Annotated in this window: 16 protein-coding genes and 2 tRNA genes; 5 read left to right on the top strand and 13 right to left on the bottom strand. The window is 69.6% G+C overall.

The window, feature by feature from the left end; translation table 11 throughout:
* Nucleotides 1-8 precede the first annotated feature (8 nt).
* The 5 genes from hemW to Q0741_RS04700 are packed head-to-tail and all read right to left on the bottom strand — an operon-like array spanning nt 9 to nt 4,523.
* Nucleotides 9-1,220, bottom strand: coding sequence for a radical SAM family heme chaperone HemW (gene hemW / locus Q0741_RS04720; RefSeq protein WP_298232035.1), 1,212 nt, complete (start codon nt 1,218-1,220; stop codon nt 9-11).
* Complete coding sequence (locus tag Q0741_RS04715; protein ID WP_298232034.1) at nt 1,213-1,845, bottom strand: non-canonical purine NTP pyrophosphatase; 633 nt, start codon at nt 1,843-1,845, stop codon at nt 1,213-1,215. Before Q0741_RS04715 ends, hemW begins: the two co-directional genes overlap by 8 nt.
* The gene (rph, locus tag Q0741_RS04710; RefSeq protein ID WP_298232033.1) at nt 1,842-2,582 is read right to left on the bottom strand and encodes a ribonuclease PH; all 741 of its coding nucleotides are present in this window, start codon (nt 2,580-2,582) and stop codon (nt 1,842-1,844) included. The genes Q0741_RS04715 and rph overlap by 4 nt, the downstream gene beginning before the upstream one ends.
* A 23-nt stretch (nt 2,583-2,605) precedes the next feature.
* The gene (locus Q0741_RS04705; RefSeq protein WP_298232032.1) at nt 2,606-3,511 is read right to left on the bottom strand and encodes a PP2C family serine/threonine-protein phosphatase; all 906 of its coding nucleotides are present in this window, start codon (nt 3,509-3,511) and stop codon (nt 2,606-2,608) included.
* 43 nt (nt 3,512-3,554) lie between these two features.
* Nucleotides 3,555-4,523 carry a serine/threonine-protein kinase gene (locus tag Q0741_RS04700; RefSeq protein ID WP_298232031.1) on the bottom strand — a complete coding sequence of 323 codons (969 nt, stop codon included), beginning with the start codon at nt 4,521-4,523 and terminating at the stop codon, nt 3,555-3,557.
* A 28-nt stretch (nt 4,524-4,551) separates the two neighbouring features.
* Here Q0741_RS04700 and Q0741_RS04695 point away from each other — a divergent pair, with 28 nt between their 5' ends.
* From Q0741_RS04695 to Q0741_RS04680, 4 genes are all read left to right on the top strand, one after another.
* Nucleotides 4,552-5,460 carry a YicC/YloC family endoribonuclease gene (locus Q0741_RS04695; protein ID WP_298232030.1) on the top strand — a complete coding sequence of 303 codons (909 nt, stop codon included), beginning with the start codon at nt 4,552-4,554 and terminating at the stop codon, nt 5,458-5,460.
* 41 nt (nt 5,461-5,501) lie between these two features.
* Nucleotides 5,502-6,122, top strand: a complete 621-nt coding sequence (gene gmk / locus Q0741_RS04690; protein WP_298232029.1) for a guanylate kinase — start codon at nt 5,502-5,504, stop codon at nt 6,120-6,122.
* A gap of 36 nt (nt 6,123-6,158) precedes the next feature.
* Nucleotides 6,159-6,362: a DNA-directed RNA polymerase subunit omega gene (rpoZ, locus tag Q0741_RS04685; protein ID WP_298232028.1), complete on the top strand. Its 204-nt coding sequence runs from the start codon at nt 6,159-6,161 to the stop codon at nt 6,360-6,362.
* A gap of 102 nt (nt 6,363-6,464) precedes the next feature.
* Nucleotides 6,465-8,744, top strand: a complete 2,280-nt coding sequence (locus tag Q0741_RS04680) for a bifunctional (p)ppGpp synthetase/guanosine-3',5'-bis(diphosphate) 3'-pyrophosphohydrolase (RefSeq protein WP_298232027.1) — start codon at nt 6,465-6,467, stop codon at nt 8,742-8,744.
* A gap of 49 nt (nt 8,745-8,793) precedes the next feature.
* Here Q0741_RS04680 and greB read toward each other — a convergent pair whose 3' ends face one another.
* The 8 genes from greB to hemC all read right to left on the bottom strand — a co-directional run bounded on the left by greB (nt 8,794) and on the right by hemC (nt 14,415).
* Nucleotides 8,794-9,354 (bottom strand): transcription elongation factor GreB, encoded by a 561-nt coding sequence (greB, locus tag Q0741_RS04675; RefSeq protein WP_298232026.1) that lies wholly within the window; start codon nt 9,352-9,354, stop codon nt 8,794-8,796.
* Nucleotides 9,355-9,447: 93 nt separating this feature from the next.
* Nucleotides 9,448-9,702 carry a hypothetical protein gene (locus Q0741_RS04670; protein WP_298232025.1) on the bottom strand — a complete coding sequence of 85 codons (255 nt, stop codon included), beginning with the start codon at nt 9,700-9,702 and terminating at the stop codon, nt 9,448-9,450.
* Between the two features lie 143 nt (nt 9,703-9,845).
* Nucleotides 9,846-9,922 (bottom strand) — tRNA-Arg (locus Q0741_RS04665).
* A 316-nt stretch (nt 9,923-10,238) separates the two neighbouring features.
* Nucleotides 10,239-10,315, bottom strand: a tRNA-Arg gene (locus Q0741_RS04660).
* Nucleotides 10,316-10,347: 32 nt separating this feature from the next.
* Nucleotides 10,348-11,589, bottom strand: a complete 1,242-nt coding sequence (locus Q0741_RS04655; protein WP_298232024.1) for a heme biosynthesis HemY N-terminal domain-containing protein — start codon at nt 11,587-11,589, stop codon at nt 10,348-10,350.
* Nucleotides 11,589-12,569: a uroporphyrinogen-III C-methyltransferase gene (locus Q0741_RS04650; protein WP_298232023.1), complete on the bottom strand. Its 981-nt coding sequence runs from the start codon at nt 12,567-12,569 to the stop codon at nt 11,589-11,591. Before Q0741_RS04650 ends, Q0741_RS04655 begins: the two co-directional genes overlap by 1 nt.
* A 104-nt stretch (nt 12,570-12,673) precedes the next feature.
* Nucleotides 12,674-13,474 carry a uroporphyrinogen-III synthase gene (locus Q0741_RS04645; RefSeq protein ID WP_298232022.1) on the bottom strand — a complete coding sequence of 267 codons (801 nt, stop codon included), beginning with the start codon at nt 13,472-13,474 and terminating at the stop codon, nt 12,674-12,676.
* Between the two features lie 5 nt (nt 13,475-13,479).
* Nucleotides 13,480-14,415 carry a hydroxymethylbilane synthase gene (gene hemC / locus Q0741_RS04640; RefSeq protein WP_298232021.1) on the bottom strand — a complete coding sequence of 312 codons (936 nt, stop codon included), beginning with the start codon at nt 14,413-14,415 and terminating at the stop codon, nt 13,480-13,482.
* A 119-nt stretch (nt 14,416-14,534) separates the two neighbouring features.
* Here hemC and ppc point away from each other — a divergent pair, with 119 nt between their 5' ends.
* Entirely contained in the window at nt 14,535-17,333 is a 2,799-nt protein-coding gene (gene ppc, locus Q0741_RS04635) for a phosphoenolpyruvate carboxylase (protein ID WP_298232020.1), read from the top strand.
* Nucleotides 17,334-17,409 lie beyond the last annotated feature (76 nt).

Here is a 17,409-nt window from a genome sequence, read left to right as displayed (position 1 = left end):
GCCGCCGGTCAGTCCGGCGGCAGGAACAGCGCCTGCAAATCGCTCAGGAAGTCGAATCCGCGCGCCGTCGGCCGCGCGATGTCGCCTTCGCGCTCCAGCAGGCCACGGCGCTCGGCCTCGGCCAGCGCGCGCTGGATGGCCTGCAGCGGCTGCCCGGTGCGCTCACTGAAGCGCGTGAGCTCGAAGCCGTCCTTGAGCCGCAGCGCGTTGAGCACGAACTCGAAGGGCAGCTCCTTGGGCATGACGGTCTGCTCGTTGGACACCGCCTGCCCCTCGCGCACCTTGGCCATGTAGGTCGCGGGCTCCCGCCAGCGCTGCTGGCGCAGGATGCGGTCGGGGAAGCTGATCTTCCCGTGCGCGCCGGCGCCGATGCCCAGGTAATCGCCGAACTCCCAATAGTTCAGGTTGTGCACGCAGCGGTGGCCCGGCCGCGCGAAGGCCGACACCTCGTAGCGCTGCAGCCCGGCCTCGGCCGTGCGCTGCGCCAGCAGGTCCAGCATGTCCGAAGCCAGATCGTCGTCGGGCAACCCTTCGGGCGGCCGCGTGGCGAAGCGCGTGTTGGGCTCCAGCGTCAGGTGGTAGATGGAGAGGTGCGGCGGCGCGAAGGACAGCGCCTCGTCCAGGTCGCGCGCCAGCATCTCCAGACTCTGCCCGGGCAGCGCGTACATCAGGTCGATGTTGAAGGTGTCGAAGGCGGAGGCCGCCTCGGCCACCGCCGCGCGCGCCTGCTCGGCGTCGTGCACCCGCCCAACGGCCTGCAGCATCGCGTCATTGAAACTCTGCACGCCCACCGACAGCCGCGTCACGCCGGCAGCCCGGTAACCGCGGAAACGGTCCTTCTCGAAGGTGCCGGGGTTGGCCTCCAGTGTGATCTCACAGCCTGGCTCCAGCGGCAGCCGGGCGCGGATGTCGGCCAGCAGCCGGTCGATGGCCTCGGGTTCGAACAGGCTGGGCGTGCCGCCGCCGATGAAGATGCTGTGCACGCGCCGGCCCCAGATCTGCGGCAGCGCGGATTCCAGGTCCGCCACCAGCGCGTCGAGGTAGTCGCGCTGCAGTTCCGGCGTCAGCCCGGCGCCGCCGCGCACCTCGTGCGAGTTGAAGTCGCAGTACGGGCACTTGCGCAGGCACCAGGGCAAGTGCACGTACAACGACAGCGGCGGCAGCGCCTGCAGCGCCACGGCGCCGGGGCGCAGCAGCCGGATGGGGGCGGAATCAGCCAAGGTGCCAAGCCTCCCGCATCAGCGACGCCATCTGGCGCGCGGCCAGCGCACGGTGGCTGTGCTGGTTCTTCACCTTGGCATCGAGCTGCGCCACCGCGCAGCCCAGCGCCGGGATGAACAGCAGCGGGTCGTAGCCGAAGCCGCCCTCCCCGACCGGCTGTTGCAGGATCTCGCCCTCCCAGCGTCCGAAGGCGATCAGCGGCTCCGGGTCCTGCGCGTGGCGCAGCGCCACCAGCGTGCACACGAAGCGCGCGCGGCGGTCGGCCTGGCCCTGCAGCCGCTGCAGCAGCAGCGCGTTGTTGGCGGCGTCCTGGCGCGCGCGGTGCTCCTCGCGGGGCAGCCCCGGCGGCAGCGGCGCGTCCGCATAGTGCGCCGAGATCACGCCCGGCGCGCCGCCCAGCGCGTCCACGCACAGGCCGGAGTCGTCGGCGATGGCCGGCCCGCCCGCGGCCTGCGCGGCGTGGCGCGCCTTGGCCAGCGCGTTTTCCACGAAGCTGATGTGCGGCTCCTCGGCCTCGGCGATGCCCAGCGAGCCCTGTGTCACCAACTCCACCGGCAGGTCGCCGAAGAGGCTGCCCAGCTCGGCGAGCTTCTTGGCGTTGTTGGAGGCGAGGACCAGCCTCATGCCGGCACCTTTTCCGCCAGCGCGCGGCGCTGCAGCTCGACCAGCTCGGCGATGCCCTGGGCGCCCAGCGCCAGCAGCGCGTCGAGCTGCTCGCGGCTGAAGGGCGCGCCCTCGGCCGTGCCCTGCACTTCGACGATGCCGCCGCTGCCGGTCATAACGATGTTCATGTCGGTGTCGCAGGCGGCGTCCTCGACGTACTCCAGGTCCAGCAGCGGCGTGCCCTCGACCAGGCCCACCGAGACGGCGGCCACCGCGTCGCGCAGCGGCGAGCGCTCGATGAGCCCGCGCTCCAGCAGCCAGCTCACCGCGTCGTGCGCGGCCACCCAGGCGCCGGTGATGGCCGCGGTGCGGGTACCGCCGTCGGCCTGCAGCACGTCGCAGTCGATAAGGATGCTGCGCTCGCCCAGGGCGGCCAGGTCGAACACCGCGCGCAGCGAGCGGCCGATGAGGCGCTGGATTTCCTGCGTGCGGCCGCTTTGCTTGCCCTTGGCGGCCTCGCGCGCGCCGCGGGTGTGGGTGGCGCGCGGCAGCATGCCGTACTCCGCCGTGACCCAGCCTTCACCACTGCCCTTCTTGTGCGGCGGCACGCGCTCCTCGACCGAAGCGGTGCACAGCACCTGGGTGTCGCCGAAGGCGACGAGCACCGAGCCTTCGGCGTGGCGGGTGTAGCGGCGGACGATGCGCACCGGGCGCAGGGCGTCCGCGGCACGGGCTTGCGTGCGTTCAAACACGGTCATGCTTCTCCAGGGGGTGGTGAGGGTTACTTGGCGCGCCGCCGCTGGGCGGTGCGCTGGATGGCTTCGTTGATCTCGCGGATGGAGCGCTCGATCTCCTCGTCGTCGAAGTCGTCGTGGAGTCCGGGCAGTCCTTCGGGCGGCTGGATGGTGGTGGAAAAGGCAACGCTGGTGGTGGGCATGGCCGCCTGCAGCGGGTCCTCGACCGCATCCCACTGCAACGCCAGCGCGGTGACGTTGTCGGCGCGCGGACCTGCCGCCCGCAGCGCGCGCTCCACCAGCGTGGGCACGGCCTCGGCCAGCGGCTGCGTGGACGCCAGGGCGTGCACGATCTGCTCGTCGGCCACTTCGCTCCACAGGCCGTCGGAGCACAGCAGCAGCCGGTCTCCGCGCTGCAGCCGCTGCGGACCGCCGCCGTCCACCACCGGCTTGCCCGGGCTGCCCAGGCAGGTGAAGAGCACGTTGCGGTTGCGACGCGCGGCGCCGTCCGGCGCGAGCGCGCGCGCGAGCTCGGCGTAGGAGTGGTCGCGCGTGCGGGCCAGCAGCGATCCCTCGCGCAGCAGGTACAGCCGCGAGTCGCCGCAGTGCGCCCAGTAGGCGTGGCGGCCCTGCAGCACCAAGGCCACGATGGTGGTGCGCGGCGTGTCGGACAGGCCGTTCTCGCCGGCGTAGCGCAACAGTTGCTGGTGCGCCGCCAGCAGCGACTCCTGCAGGAAGCGCTGCGGATCGGGCAGCCGCGGCTGGGCGTCGCGCTGGAACATGCCGGCCAGGGTTTGCAACGCCAACTGCGCCGCGACCTCGCCCTCGGGATGGCCGCCCATGCCGTCAGCCAGGGCGAAGAGGCCCGCGTCGCGCGTGTAGCAGTAGCCCATGCGGTCCTCGTTGCGGGGCCGCCCGCCCTTGCGGCTGAGCTGGTAGACGCTGAACTTCATGCTTGCACGACCACCGTGGCTACCCCGCGCCGCACGGCGGCGCTCACACCTTGCTTCCGGTCTTGAGGTTTTCGATCTGCAGCTTCAGCCGTTCGCTGAAGGACAGCTTGGTATAGCGGCGCTCGGTTTCGCGGCCGAGCTCCTTTTGCAGCGCGAACACGCTCTGCGGACGCGACAGCGGATCGAGCGACATGCACCACTCCGTGACCTCGATGAGGTTGTCGGAGTAGATGTTGCGCAGCCGCGAAAGGCTCAGTGCCAGGCGGTCTTTCTCGATGCGCTGCGGCGCGTCGTTGGGCGGGTAGCCCTGCATGCAGGCGTAGACGCAGGCGCCGATGGCGTAGATGTCGGTCCAGGGGCCCAGCGTGCCGTCGCGGCGGTACATCTCGGGCGCGGCGAAGCCAGGGGTGTACATCGGGCGGATGAAATCACCTTCCTTGGACAGCACCTCGCGCGCGGCGCCAAAGTCCAGCAGCACGGCGCGGTTGTCGTCGGTGATGAAGATGTTCGCGGGCTTGATGTCCAGGTGCAGCATCTTGTGCTGGTGCACGATCCGCAGCCCGCGCAGCACCTCGTCGAACAGGCTACGGATGGTGGACTCGCGGAACACTTTGTCGCGCTTGAGGTCGCGCGCGGTGACGATGAAGTCCTGCAGCGTGTCGCCCTGCAGGTAATTCATCACCATGTACACGGTCTCGTTTTCTCGGAAGAAATTGAGTACCGATACCACGCTGGGATGGCTGATCTGCGCGAGCGAACGCCCTTCTTCGAAGAAGCTCTTGAGTCCCAGACGATAGAGCGACTGCTTGTCCTGGCGCACGCGCGGGGCGAGCTCGCCGGGGGCGCGTTCGGCCAGCGAGGAGGGCAAATACTCTTTCAGCGCAACGAGATGGCGCTGCGCATCCTCGGCCAGGTACACCACCCCGAAGCCCCCGGCTGCCAGCTTCTTGATGATCTGGTAGCCGCCCACCACGGTGCCGGCTGGCAACGGGGCCGGCTTGGGCTTTGACATAATCGAATTTTGCAATGCGATAAACGCGATGCCAGTTTACAGCATGACCGGTTACGCCAGCGCCAGCGCCGGCGGGTCCACGAATCCGGAAACGGGCGTGGTGACGGGCACGGCCAGCGTGGAGCTGCGCTCGGTCAACGGCCGCTTCCTGGACTTGAGCCTGAGGCTGCCCGAAGAGCTGCGCGCGCTGGAGCCGGCGCTGCGCGAGCTGGTCAGCGGCGTGTTCAAGCGCGGCAAGATCGAGCTGCGCCTGAGCACCGGGCGCGAGGGCGACGGCGCCTGGCCGCGGCCCACGACCGAGCAGCTGAGCACGCTGTCGCGGCTGGAGAGCACGGTGCAGGGCTGGCTGTCCAAGGCGACGCCGCTGTCGGTGCACGAGGTGCTGCAGTGGTGCCGCAGCGGTGGCGGCAGCGAGCAGCCTGACGAGGTGGTGCTCGAAGCCGCGCGCGCCGCGGTGGAGGGCCTGCGCGAGGCACGCGAGCGCGAGGGCGCGCGGCTGGTGGCGATCCTGATGGAGCGGGTGCAGCGGCTGCGCGAGCTGGCCGCGCAGGCCGAGCCGCTGGTGCCGCAGGTAGTGCAGCGGCAGCAGCAGCGCTTCCTGGAGCGCTGGCACGAGGCGCTGCAGACGGCGGGCGCCGGGGCGTCGGTGAGCGCCGAGGCGCAGGCCGAGCGCGCGCTGGCCGAGGCCGCGGCCTACGCCATCCGCATCGACGTGGCCGAGGAGCTCTCGCGGCTGAAGGCGCACCTCGACGAGATCGAGCGGCTGCTGGGCAAGGGCGGCGAGCTGGGCAAGCGGCTGGACTTCCTGATCCAGGAACTGCACCGCGAGGCCAACACGCTGGGCTCGAAGTCCGCGGCGCTGGAACTCACGGCGGTGTCGGTGGAGATGAAGGTAGCCATCGAGCAGATGCGCGAGCAGGTCCAGAACATCGAGTAAGAACCAGGCAAAGACGGTCGGCAGCACAGGAAGGCACAGGCATGGAAACCCCGGGCAATCTCTTCGTCGTCGCCGCGCCCAGCGGCGCGGGCAAATCCAGCCTCGTCAAGGCGCTGCTGGAGCTGGACTCGCACCTGGCGGTGTCGGTCTCGCACACCACGCGCGCGCCGCGCGGGCAGGAGCAGGACGGGCGCGAGTACCACTTCATCAGCAACGCCCAGTTCGACGCCATGATCGAGCACGGCGACTTCTTCGAATGGGCCGAGGTGCACGGCAACCGCTACGGCACCTCGCGCAACGCCATCGAGCGCCGGCTGCAGGCCGGCGAGGACGTGGTGCTGGAGATCGACTACCAGGGCGCGCTGCAGATCAAGCAGATCTTCAGCCATGCGGTGCTGATCTTCATCCTGCCGCCGAGCTGGGAAGAGCTGCGCCAGCGCCTGCAGCGCCGCGGCGAGGACCACCCGGAGGTGATCGCGCAGCGCATGATCAACGCCCGGCACGAGGTCGCGCAGGCCCGGCATTTCGACTACGTTATAATCAACGCCCTTTTCGAGACGGCGCTCTTTGACCTGAAGACCGTCGTCCACTCCCAGCGTCTGAAATACGCGTCACAGCAGCGCAGCAAGTCGCAGGTGTTCGCCGCGCTGGACTTGATCTGAACCCTCCCAAAGCTTCCATCTGAAGGACTAGCACGCATGGCCCGCATCACCGTCGAAGACTGCCTCCAGAAGATCCCCAACCGCTTCCAGCTGGTGCTGGCGGCCACGTACCGCGCGCGCATGCTGAGCCAGGGCCACGCCGCCAAGATCGAGAGCAAGAACAAGCCCGGCGTGACGGCGCTGCGCGAGATCGCCGCCGGCGAAGTCGGCCTAGAGATGCTGCGCAAGGTGCCGACCTGATCGTGATCGGCTGACGGTTCTTCCCGTGACGGGCGCCTTGGGCGCCCGTTCTCATTTGGGCCTGCCGCAGATGCGGGGGCGATGACACGCTAAATTCGCTCCATGGGCATCCGTTCCTTCGCCGCCGATCTCTTGCCTTCCGCGCTCCACCTGGGCTCGCGCGCGCCGTCGCCTAGCACCTCGCGCCCGGCCGACGTCGCATCCTTTGCCGCGCTTACCGACAAGCTCGCCTACCTGAGCAAGGCCGATCTGAAGAAGGTACGCGAGGCCTACAAGTTCGCCGACGAAGCGCATCTGGGCCAGTTCCGTGCCAGCGGCGAGCCTTACATCACGCACCCCATCGCCGTGGCCGGCCTGTGCGCCGACTGGCGGCTCGATGCGCAGGCCATCATGGCCGCACTCATGCACGACGCGATGGAGGACTGCGGCATTACCAAGCCCGAGCTCATCGAGCGCTTCGGCGCCGCCACGGCGGACCTGGTGGACGGGCTGACCAAGCTCGACAAGCTGCACTTCAGCACGCGCGAGGAGTCTCAGGCCGAGTCCTTCCGCAAGATGCTGCTGGCCATGGCGCGCGACGTGCGCGTCATCCTCATCAAGCTCGCCGACCGGTTGCACAACATGCGCACCATGGCGGCGATGGCACCGCACAAGCGCGGCCGCATCGCGCGGGAGACGCTGGACATCTACGCGCCCATCGCGCACCGCCTGGGTCTGAACCAGAGCTACCGCGAGCTGCAGGAGCTCAGCTTCCAGTACCTGCATCCTTGGCGCCACGCGGCGTTGTCCAAGGCGGTGCAGCGCGCGCGGGGCTACCGGCGCGACATCGTGGACCGCATCCGCGGCGACGTGGAGAAGGCCTTCGCCACCGTCAAGCTCCGGGCGAGCATCTCCGGGCGCGAGAAGACCGTCTACTCCATCTACATGAAGATGCGTGAGAAGCACACGGGCTTCGCGCAGGTCAACGACATCTTCGGCTTCCGCGTCGTGGTGCCCGAGCTCTACGATTGCTACCACGCGCTGGGCGTGCTGCACCAGCTCTACAAGCCGGTGCCCGGGCGCTTCAAGGACTACATCGCCATCCCCAAGGCCAACGGCTACCAGTCGCTGCACACCACGCTCGTCAACCCGCTGGGCACGGCAGTGGAGTTCCAGATCCGCACCGAGCCCATGCACGCCGTGGCCGAGAGCGGTATCGCCGCGCACTGGATGTACAAGGTCAAGGACGAGGATGGGCTCAACGAGGCGCAGCGCCTGGGCTCGCGCTGGCTGCAGTCGCTGGTGGACATCCAGGACGAGACGCGCGACGCCAGCGAGTTCCTGGAGCACGTCAAGATCGACCTGTTCCCCGACGCGGTTTACGTCTTCACGCCCAAGAGCAAGATCCTGGCGCTGCCGCGCGGCGCCACGCCGGTGGACTTTGCCTACACCATCCACACCAACGTGGGCGACCACACCGTGGCCGCCACCGTCAATGGCGAGCCCGTGGCGCTGCGCACCGAGCTCAAGAGCGGCGACGTGGTGGAGGTGGTCACCGCGCCGGGCGCGCGCCCGAACCCGGCCTGGCTGAACTTCGTGCGCACGGGGCGCGCACGCTCCAAGATCCGCCACTACCTCAAAAACATGGAGCAGGAGGAGTCGCGGGCACTGGGCGAGAAGCTGCTGGCACAGGCGCTGCGCGCCGAAGGGCTGCCGTTGCCGCCGATCGAGAGCCCCGACGAGCAGGCCACGGCGCTGTGGCAGACGCTCACGCGCTGGAGCGGCAACCGCGGCCCGGCCGAGTTGCTCACGGACATCGGCCTGGGCAAGAAGATCGCCACCATCGTCGCCAAGCGGCTGGCGCAGCTCATGGCCGAGCAGGGCCAGCGCCCCGACGCCGTCACGCTCACGATGGGCCGCTTTGCCGCCCGCGAGGAAGGCGCGCCCTCACAGGGCGTCGTCACCATCGACGGCAACGAAGGCACCTCGGTGCAGCTGGCGCGCTGCTGCCGTCCCATCCCCGGCGACTCCATCGTCGGCTACCTGGGCCGTGGTGAAGGCCTGACAGTGCACACCGCAGAGTGCGCCGTGGCGCGGCGACTGCACGAGCGCGACGCCGAGCACTGGCTTCCGGTGGAGTGGGCTGAGGACATCACCCGTCCCTTCGAGGCCGCGGTGCTGGTGCTGGTGCAAAACGGCAAAGGCGTGCTGGCACGCGTAGCCTCGGCCGTGAGCGCCGCCGAGGCCGACATCACCCACATCGACATGGGCGACGAGCACGGTGGCGACAGCGTGGAGATGCGGCTGCTGCTGAGCGTGCGCGACCGGCTGCACCTAGCCGACGTGCTGCGCACGCTCAAGCGCGCACCGGCGGTGCTGCGCGCGCAGCGGGTCAAGCCCTGAAGCCTTGAGCTGCGGCTGGCTTCGGCCCGCTCAGCCGGATCGCCGCGCCTCACGCCTTTCCCGGCTCGGGGTACCGCACCTCCAACACCTCCAGCACCTGCAGCCCACCGGGCGACATGAACTGCACCTCGTCGCCCTCGCGCGCCTTGAGCAGCGCGCGCGCGATGGGAGCAATCCAGCTCACCTCGCCGTGCAGGCTGTCCACCTCGTCGATGCCCTTGATGGTGATGGTGTGCTCATCGCCCTGCGCATCGGCGTAGGTAACGGTGGCGCCGAAGAACACCTGATCCTTGCCGAAATGCGCCGATGGGTCGGCGACCTCGGCGATGTCCAAGCGCTTGGTCAGGAAGCGGATGCGGCGGTCAATCTCGCGCAACCGCTTCTTGCCGTACAGGTAGTCACCGTTCTCCGAGCGGTCGCCGTTCTTGGCGGCCCAGGAAACCACTTCCACCGTCTTGGGCCGCTCCTCGTCGATGAGTTGCAGCAGCTCCATGCGCAGCCTTGCGTAGCCCTGCGGCGTGATGTAGTTGCGTACGCCTGCGGGCAGCGGCGGCAGCGCCAGGTCGTCGTCCTCGTCGCCGTCGCTTTCCTTCGTGAATGCCTTGCTCATGGCGCGATTGTGCGTGCGCCGCAGTGCGCCTTCTTCAGCACGGGAACACCGCTCCGACGCCCGGCGCCGGTGGCACGGGTGCGCCCTCGTTCGTCAGTGCTTGGCGTTGAGCTTGTTGAAGCCCGGCGTCGGTGCCGACCTTGTCGGTCCGCTGGGTATGCCGCTACCGCACAACGACTGCCATTCGCGCAGTTCCTGCTCCAGCACCTGCTCGCCATCGCGATTGGCCATCTCGATGAGCGCGAACACGTTGCCGTCATCGACCAGCTCGCGTCCCAAGCCCTTCTTGAGCTGGCGGTAGATACCGTCGATGGCGGCGAAGGAAGCCTCGTCGTGGACACCTTTCATGGGAATCTCCTGCGGTTGAGCGTCATGCCCTGGCAGCAAGGTAAGTGCCCGTGAAGTTCAAGGGCCGCGTACCCGAACGCAGACCCGGAAAAGTGGGAGACAAAGCAAAAGGGCCAGCACTTTCGTGCTGGCCCTTGCTAGTTTGGCGCGGCTGGCAGGATTCGAACCCACGACCCCTTGGTTCGTAGCCAAGTACTCTATCCAACTGAGCTACAGCCGCTGCGAGCCCGCCAGTATAACCTGCTTTTTGAAGTCTTTACCACTCAAAGCCGATCATTTTGGTCAGTTTTCTCAGTCGCTGGCGACTGCCAAAACCGTGACACCTGGCAGGGCGTCAATCAAAACCGAGAACCGGCGCAGCACCGGTTCCCAGCTGCGTCCCGTCGCTCTTGTTGTTGAGCAGGCAACGGGCTTCTTGTTGTTGCAAGCTCCTTGCGCTTTCACGCGAGAGCTTTTTCTTCTTTACCGACCAGCACTTGCGTACTGGTCTTGACTTGTTCAACGAACCAGCACCCAGTGCTGGCTTTTCGAAACATTGGCGCGGCTGGCAGGATTCGAACCCACGACCCCTTGGTTCGTAGCCAAGTACTCTATCCAACTGAGCTACAGCCGCGAAGCCTTGAATTCTATACTAAGTTTCACACATCAATCAAGTGCTGCCGCGAATTCAGTGCATTCATGAGCGCGCGGCTCGTCACCCTCCTCGCGCGCGAGCTGCGCCAGCGTGCGCCAGGCGCGACGCCGCGCCGCCGTGTCCAGCCGCACATCGCGTGCCGACTGCTCCAGCGGTCGCCGCGCCTTGCCCCAGAGCTGGCGCTCGGCAAAGGCCGCACCGGCCGCCACCACCACTGCCGGCTCCTGTGCATAAGACTGCAACGCCGATTCCAGCCGCGGCAGCCAGTCGGCACCCATGCCGGGCAGCGCGTGCAGCAACGCCAGCGCGATCTGCTCACGTTCGTCCGCACCGAGCTCGTCGAGACGCTCCCACAGCGGACGCAGCCAGGCGCGCGCGTCGCCATGCGAGCCCAGCGCCGCGGCCCGCTGCGCCGCGCGCGCGGCCACAAAGGCATCGCGCCGGTCCGCCGGATCGAAGCTCTGCCAGACCTGCTCCAGCTGGTCCTGGTCGTGTGCCTGGTCCAGCGCCTGAAAGGCCAGCGAGCGCAGCAGCCCCTGCGCCGCCAGCTTGGAGAAGCCTTGGTGCTTGGACAGCAGCCGGGCCGTGGGCAGCGCCTGCAGCGGCTGCTGCGCCAAACGCTGGGCCTGCAGCCGCAGCCGCAGTGCCTGCGTGCGCCGGGCCGTGCCGGGCGGCAGCTCCGACAGCAGCACCAGCGCCTGCGCCGCGTCACGGTCGTCCAGCGCCCATTCCGCGGCCAGCAGCAGCGCGGCATCGTCACCCGGGCGCGCCACGGCAACGCGGCGCGTGGCCAGCGCCTGGCGCAACTGCTCGTCGCGCTCGGTGCGGTTCTGCAACCGGTGCGCGCTGGCGGCGGCCAGCAGGTGCGACAGCTGCGCCAGTTCCTGCTCGCCGCCTTCGGGCGTAGCGTCGCGCAGCGCAAGCGCACGCTGCGCCGCCTTCTGCGCACGGGTGTAGCGCGCCGCCAGGAACTCGGCCAGCGCCTGGCGCAGCGCGGCCTGCACGGCCCGCTCGCGGCGCAGGGCGCGCCACTCTCGCGCGCGCTGCGGCAGCCCCACCAGCGCGCGCAGTGCCTGCAACGCTGACACCAACACCGCCACGCCGGCCAGCAGCCCCAGCAGGAACAGGTTGATCGACAGGTCCACGCGCCAGCCGCGCCAGTAGAACGAGGCAATCCCATCATTGGCACCCAACGTGGTGGCCGCCACCACGGCTGCCACGAAGAGCAGCACCAGCCAGACGACCGCGCGCATCAGCGACCCGCCGCCGCCGCGGCCAGCGCCGCCAGCGTCTCGTCCGGCCGCGGCAGCGATACTTGCCGCGCCTGCCCCGTCACCTGCTTGAGCAGCTCCGCGGCCACCTGCACGCGGCGCGAGCCCGAGTCGAAGTAGCGATCCAGCGCCGCCTGCGCGTCGCGCAGATCCGACTGCGCCGTGGCGTACTGGCGCGACAGCAGCGCCAACCGCGCGTTGAGCAGCCGCAGTTTGAGGTTCTCGCGCAGGAAGTACATCTGCTCCGGCGCCAGCAGCAGCGCCTCGGGCTGTTGCACCTGCGCCACGCGCACCAGCGAGCGCACCTCTTCCCACAGCCGCACCGGCCAGGCCTGCCACCAGGCGTCGAGCTGGTCGTTCCAGGACGCGCCGGAAGTGCCGGCCTCGGCCGCCGAAGCGCCGCGCGCCGCCGGCCTCGGCACCGTGCGGCGCGATTCGGTAGCCGCCAGCAGCGGCAGCTCGTCCACCAGGCGCACCAACTCGTCGAGCCGCAGCGTGAGGTTGGAGAGATCGCTCACGCCCACGGCCTTGACGCGGCCCAGGTCGCGCGCCAGCGCGCGGCGCACGCGCTCCAGGCGCGGCTGGTTGTAGCGCGCCAGCCGCTCGTCGGCCTGCTGCAGTGCCTGCAGCAGCGGCTCGGTGCTGCCGGTGATGGCGCTTTGCTGCAGCGCCACGCGCAGCCCGGCGTCCACGTCGGCCACCACGTTCTCGTCGCGCGAGCGCGCCAGTGACTGGATCAGCTCCTCGATCTGCGTGCGCTGCAGCGCCGCCTCGGATACGCGCGCATCCAGCAGCGCCACGCGCGCGCCGGCCTCGCGCGAGGCATCCTGCGCCTGCTTGGCCAGCAGCAGCGCCTGCGCGGCCTCGCCCTGACTGTCCTGCTGGCGCTTGACCAGCTCCTTCTCCAGCACGCGCAGCCGCTGCTGGGTGTTCCAGCCCAGGCCCAGGGCTCCCAAGGCCACGGCGCAAGCGCCGATCAGAACCCAGTTGCGCCAAGCGCCACGGCGGTGGGGAGAAGTCGTGGGCGCCGGCGTCGGCGGCGCATCAGCGGGAGAAGCGGATGAATTCACGGTCGCGGGGATTGTAGGGAGCGGGTTTGCGCGTCCCGCAATGCGGCACAGACGGCGTCGAAGGCGGGCGACACGGCAGCGACCTGCACGAAACCCAGCGCGCGCGCGGCCTGCGCGATGCGCGGGTGCGAGGCCAGTGCCCGCGAGCGGGACCAGTCCGCGCCCGGCGGCGCCAGCGCCGGCAGGTGGCCGATGGCCTCCGAGCTGCTGAGCAGCCAGATGAAGTCGTCAGGATCGGCCAGCGCCTGCCGCAGCAGGGCCTGCTGCGCGGCATCCAGCCGCGGTGCGCCGCGGCCATAGGCCTGGATGAATTCCACCCGGGCGCCGGCCTCCTGCAGCCGCTGCGCCAGCCAGTCGCGCCCGCCCTCACCACGCACCACGCCCACGCGCCGGCCTGACCAGGGCAGCGCCTGCATCTGCGCCCACAGCGACTCGGAGTCGAAGCGCTCGGCATCCATCGCGGGCTGCAGCACGCTTGCCGCCGGCACGCCGGCATCGATCAGTGCCTGCGCCGTGCCGGGCCCCGGTGCGGCCGCCCACACCGGTGCCGGCCAGGCCTGCCCCGGCGGCCGCGCGGCGAAGAAGTGGCTCACGGCGTTGGGGCTGACGAAGACCAGCGCATCGACCGCCACATCCGCCAGCGCCTGCCAGACCGCGCGCAGCGGCTCCATTGCGGCCGCATCGATGTGCAGCAGCGGCAGTGCCAGCGCATCGAAGCCCGCGCCGCGCAGCCGCGCCACCCATTCGTCGGCCTGCGGCTGCGGGCGCGTGACGAGCACGCGCAAGGAAGACGCCACGGCGTTCAGTGCGCAGCGCCGAGGTAGTCGGCCGCGCCCTGCTGCTGCAGCGCCTGCGCGGCCTGCATGCCCAGCGCCTCGGCCTGGCCTTCGTCGCCCACCACCGCCTGCAGTTGCGCGCGCAGCGGTGCGCGGGCGCCTTCGGGACGGTCCTCGCCCAGCAGCACGTCGATGTGCATCTGGTCACCGGCCAGGGTCGCGTGCGCGGCCAGCGGCATGCTGCAGCTGCCGCCCAGCGCGCGCGAGACGGCGCGCTCGGCGATGGTGGCCAGCCAGGTCGGCCGGTCGATGAAGGTGGAAAGCTGCTGGATCAGCGCCACGTTGTCGCTGCGCACCTCGATGCCCAGCGCGCCTTGCCCGGCCGCAGGCACCATCTGCTTCTCGTCGAACACCGAGCGGATGCGATGCGCCAGCTCCAGGCGCTTCAAGCCAGCGGCGGCCAGCACGATGGCGTCGAACTGCCCCTCGTCGAGCTTGCGCAGCCGCGTGTCGAGGTTGCCACGCAGCGGCTCGATGCGCAGGTCCGGACGCAGCGCGCGCAACTGCACCACGCGGCGCAGGCTGGAGGTGCCCACGCGCGCGCCCTGCGGCAACGCATCCAGGTTCTCGAACTGGTTGGAGACGAAGGCATCGCGCGGGTCCTCGCGCTCCAGGATGGCTGCCAAAGCAAAACCCTCGGGCAGCACCATCGGCACGTCCTTGAGCGAGTGCACCGCCAGGTGCGCGCGGCCCTCTTCGAGCGCCGTCTCCAGCTCCTTGACGAACAGCCCCTTGCCGCCGACCTTGGACAGCGTGCGGTCCAGGATCTGGTCGCCCCGGGTGGTCATGCCCAGCAGCGTCACGCTGGCGCCCAGGCGCTGCTGCAGCAGCGCGCGCATGTGCTCGGCTTGCCACAGGGCGAGGCGGCTTTCGCGCGTGGCGATGATCAGTGAATTGCTCATGAGGCCGGATTATCGGCGCCCGCTACGGCCTCCCCGGCCATAGCCGCCACTGGCGTGAAAAGGACACGGCACCGCGACCCTTTAGCATCTGCGCTTTTGTTTCTTGCGAGCCCCACCCCATGCCCCGCCGCCCTGCTCCCGCTGACGACGCCGCTGAGAAGAACCGCCCGCTGGTCGAAGACATTCGACTGCTGGGCCGGTTGTTGGGCGAGGTGATTCGCGAACACGAGGGATCGGCCGCCTACGAGCTCGTCGAGCGCGTGCGCCAGCTCTCGGTCGCCTACCGGCTCAAGAACGACACCAGTGCCGGCAAGAGCCTGGACAAGCTGCTCAAGAACCTGTCGTCGGACCAGACGGTGAGCGTCATCCGCGCCTTCAGCTACTTCAGCCACCTGGCCAACATCGCCGAGGATCGCCACCACGTGCGCCGGCGCGAGTTCCACGAGCGCCAGGCCGCGACGCAGCAAGGCCATCCGCCGCACGAGGGCTCGCTGGCCGCGAGCTTCGACAAGCTCACCGCTGCCGACGTGCGCGCCGGCGACATCGCCCGCACGCTGCAGCAGGCCTACGTCTCGCCGGTGCTCACCGCGCACCCCACCGAGGTGCAGCGCAAGAGCATCCTCGACGCCGAGCGCGCCATCGCCGAGCTGGTGGCGCAGCGCGACCACCTGAGCACGTCGCGCGAGCTGGCCGAGAACGAGGCGCTGCTGCGCGGGCGCATCACGCAGCTGTGGCAGACGCGCATGCTGCGCTACACCAAGCTCACGGTGGCCGACGAGATCGACAACGCCCTGTCCTACTACCGCACCACCTTCCTGCGCCAGATCCCGCGCCTGTACCGCGAGATCGAGGACATGCTGCCCGGCTACCAGGTCGGCAACTTCCTGCGCATGGGCAACTGGATCGGCGGCGACCGCGACGGCAACCCCAACGTCACGGCCGAGACGCTCAAGCTGGCCCTGGCGCGCCAATCGGAGGTTGCCCTGCGCCACTACCTGGTGGAGGTGCACGAGCTCGGCGCCGAACTGTCCATCTCGCAGATGCTCGCGCCCGTGTCGGCCGAGATGCAGGCCCTGGCCGAGCGTTCGCCCGACCACAACCCGCACCGCGAGGACGAGCCCTACCGCCGCGCCCTCACCGGCATGTACGCGCGGCTGGCCGCGACGCTGTTTGAACTCACCGGCACCGAGGCGCTGCGCCATGCCGTGGCGCCGCAGAACCCCTACCTCAGCGCCGATGAATTCCTGGCCGACCTGCGCGTGATCGAGGCCTCGCTCAAGACCCACCACGCCGAGGCGCTGATCGCCCCGCGCCTGGCGCCGCTGATGCGCGCGGTGCAGGTCTTCGGTTTCCATCTCGCCACCGTGGACCTGCGCCAGAGCTCCGACCAGCACGAGGCCGTCATCGCCGAGTTGCTCAAGGTCGCGCGGCTGGAGCCCGCCTACGCCAGCCTGGACGAGGCCGCCAAGCGCGAGCTGCTGCTGAAGCTGCTCAATGACGCGCGCCCGCTGCGCGTCATGGGACACGAGTACACGCCCTGGACGCAGAGCGAGCTGGCAGTGTTCGAGACCGCGCGCCGGATGCGCCGGACCTTCGGCCCCGCGGCGCTGCGCCACTACATCATCAGCCACACCGAGGAGGTCAGCGACCTGCTCGAAGTGCTGCTGCTGCAGAAGGAAACGGGCCTGCTGCGCGGGCTGCTGGCCGAGGACGCGGCGGCCGAGCTCATCGTCAGCCCGCTGTTCGAGACCATCGGCGACCTGCGCCGCGCCGCGCCCATCATGGGCGAGTACCTGGCGTTGCCGGGCGTGCTGGAGATGGTCAAGCGCTCCGGCGCCGAGCAGGACGTGATGCTGGGCTACAGCGACTCCAACAAGGATGGCGGCTTCTTCACCAGCAACTGGGAGCTCTACCAGGCCGAAACCGCACTGGTGGAGCTGTTCGGGCCGCTGCGCCAGCAGCACGGCCTGACGCTGCGCCTGTTCCACGGCCGCGGCGGCACGGTGGGCCGCGGCGGCGGCCCCAGCTACCAGGCCATCCTGGCGCAACCCCCGGGCACGGTGAACGGGCAGATCCGCCTGACCGAGCAGGGCGAGGTCATCGCCTCCAAGTACGCCAACCCCGAGATCGGCCGCCGCAACCTGGAGACGCTGGTGGCCGCCACGCTGGAGGCCACGCTGCTGCACCCGACCAAAGGGGCCAGCAAGGCCTTCCTGCAGGCCGCCGACGAGCTCAGCCTGGCCAGCTTCGAGGCGTATCGGCATTTGGTCTATGAAACCCCGGGCTTCGTCGATTACTTCTTCGCCGCCACGCCGATCCGCGAGATCGCCGAGCTCAACATCGGCTCGCGCCCCGCGTCGCGCAAGGCCACGCGCGCCATCGAGGATTTGCGGGCCATCCCCTGGGGCTTCAGCTGGGGCCAGTGCCGCGTGGCGCTGCCGGGCTGGGCGGGCTTCGGCTCGGCGGTGGAAGCCTTCCTCGGCACGGACGAGGCCGAGCGGGCCAAGCGGCTGGCGCTGCTGCGGCGCATGCACAAGCAGTGGCCCTTCTTCCGCACGCTGCTGTCCAACCTGGACATGGTGCTGGCCAAGACGGACCTGGGCATCGCGCGGCGCTACGTGGACCTGGTGGAGGACAAGCGCGTGGGCAAGAAGATCTTCGCCGCCATCGAGGCCGAGTGGCAGCGCACCTGCGAGGCGCTGAACCTCATCACCGGCCAGGGGCAGCGCCTGTCCAGCAACCCGGCGCTGGCGCGCTCCATCGAGCACCGCTTCCCGTACCTGGACCCGCTCAACCACCTGCAGGTGGAGCTGATGCGGCGCTGGCGGCGCGAGACCGCGCACAACGACGAGCGGCTCAAGCGCGGCATCCACATCTCGATCAACGGGGTGGCGGCGGGCTTGCGCAATACCGGCTGAGCTGCCCGAGCTTCCAGCCGGACCGGGCGAACCCGCCGACTAAAATTGCGGGTTTGCCTCACGCTTCCTGAAGGTC

It is taken from the genome of uncultured Azohydromonas sp. (assembly GCF_937926365.1).
Classification (GTDB): domain Bacteria; phylum Pseudomonadota; class Gammaproteobacteria; order Burkholderiales; family Burkholderiaceae_C; genus Azohydromonas.
The sequence above is the reverse complement of the archived record's forward strand: the minus strand, read 5'-3'. Positions and strand labels throughout refer to the sequence as shown.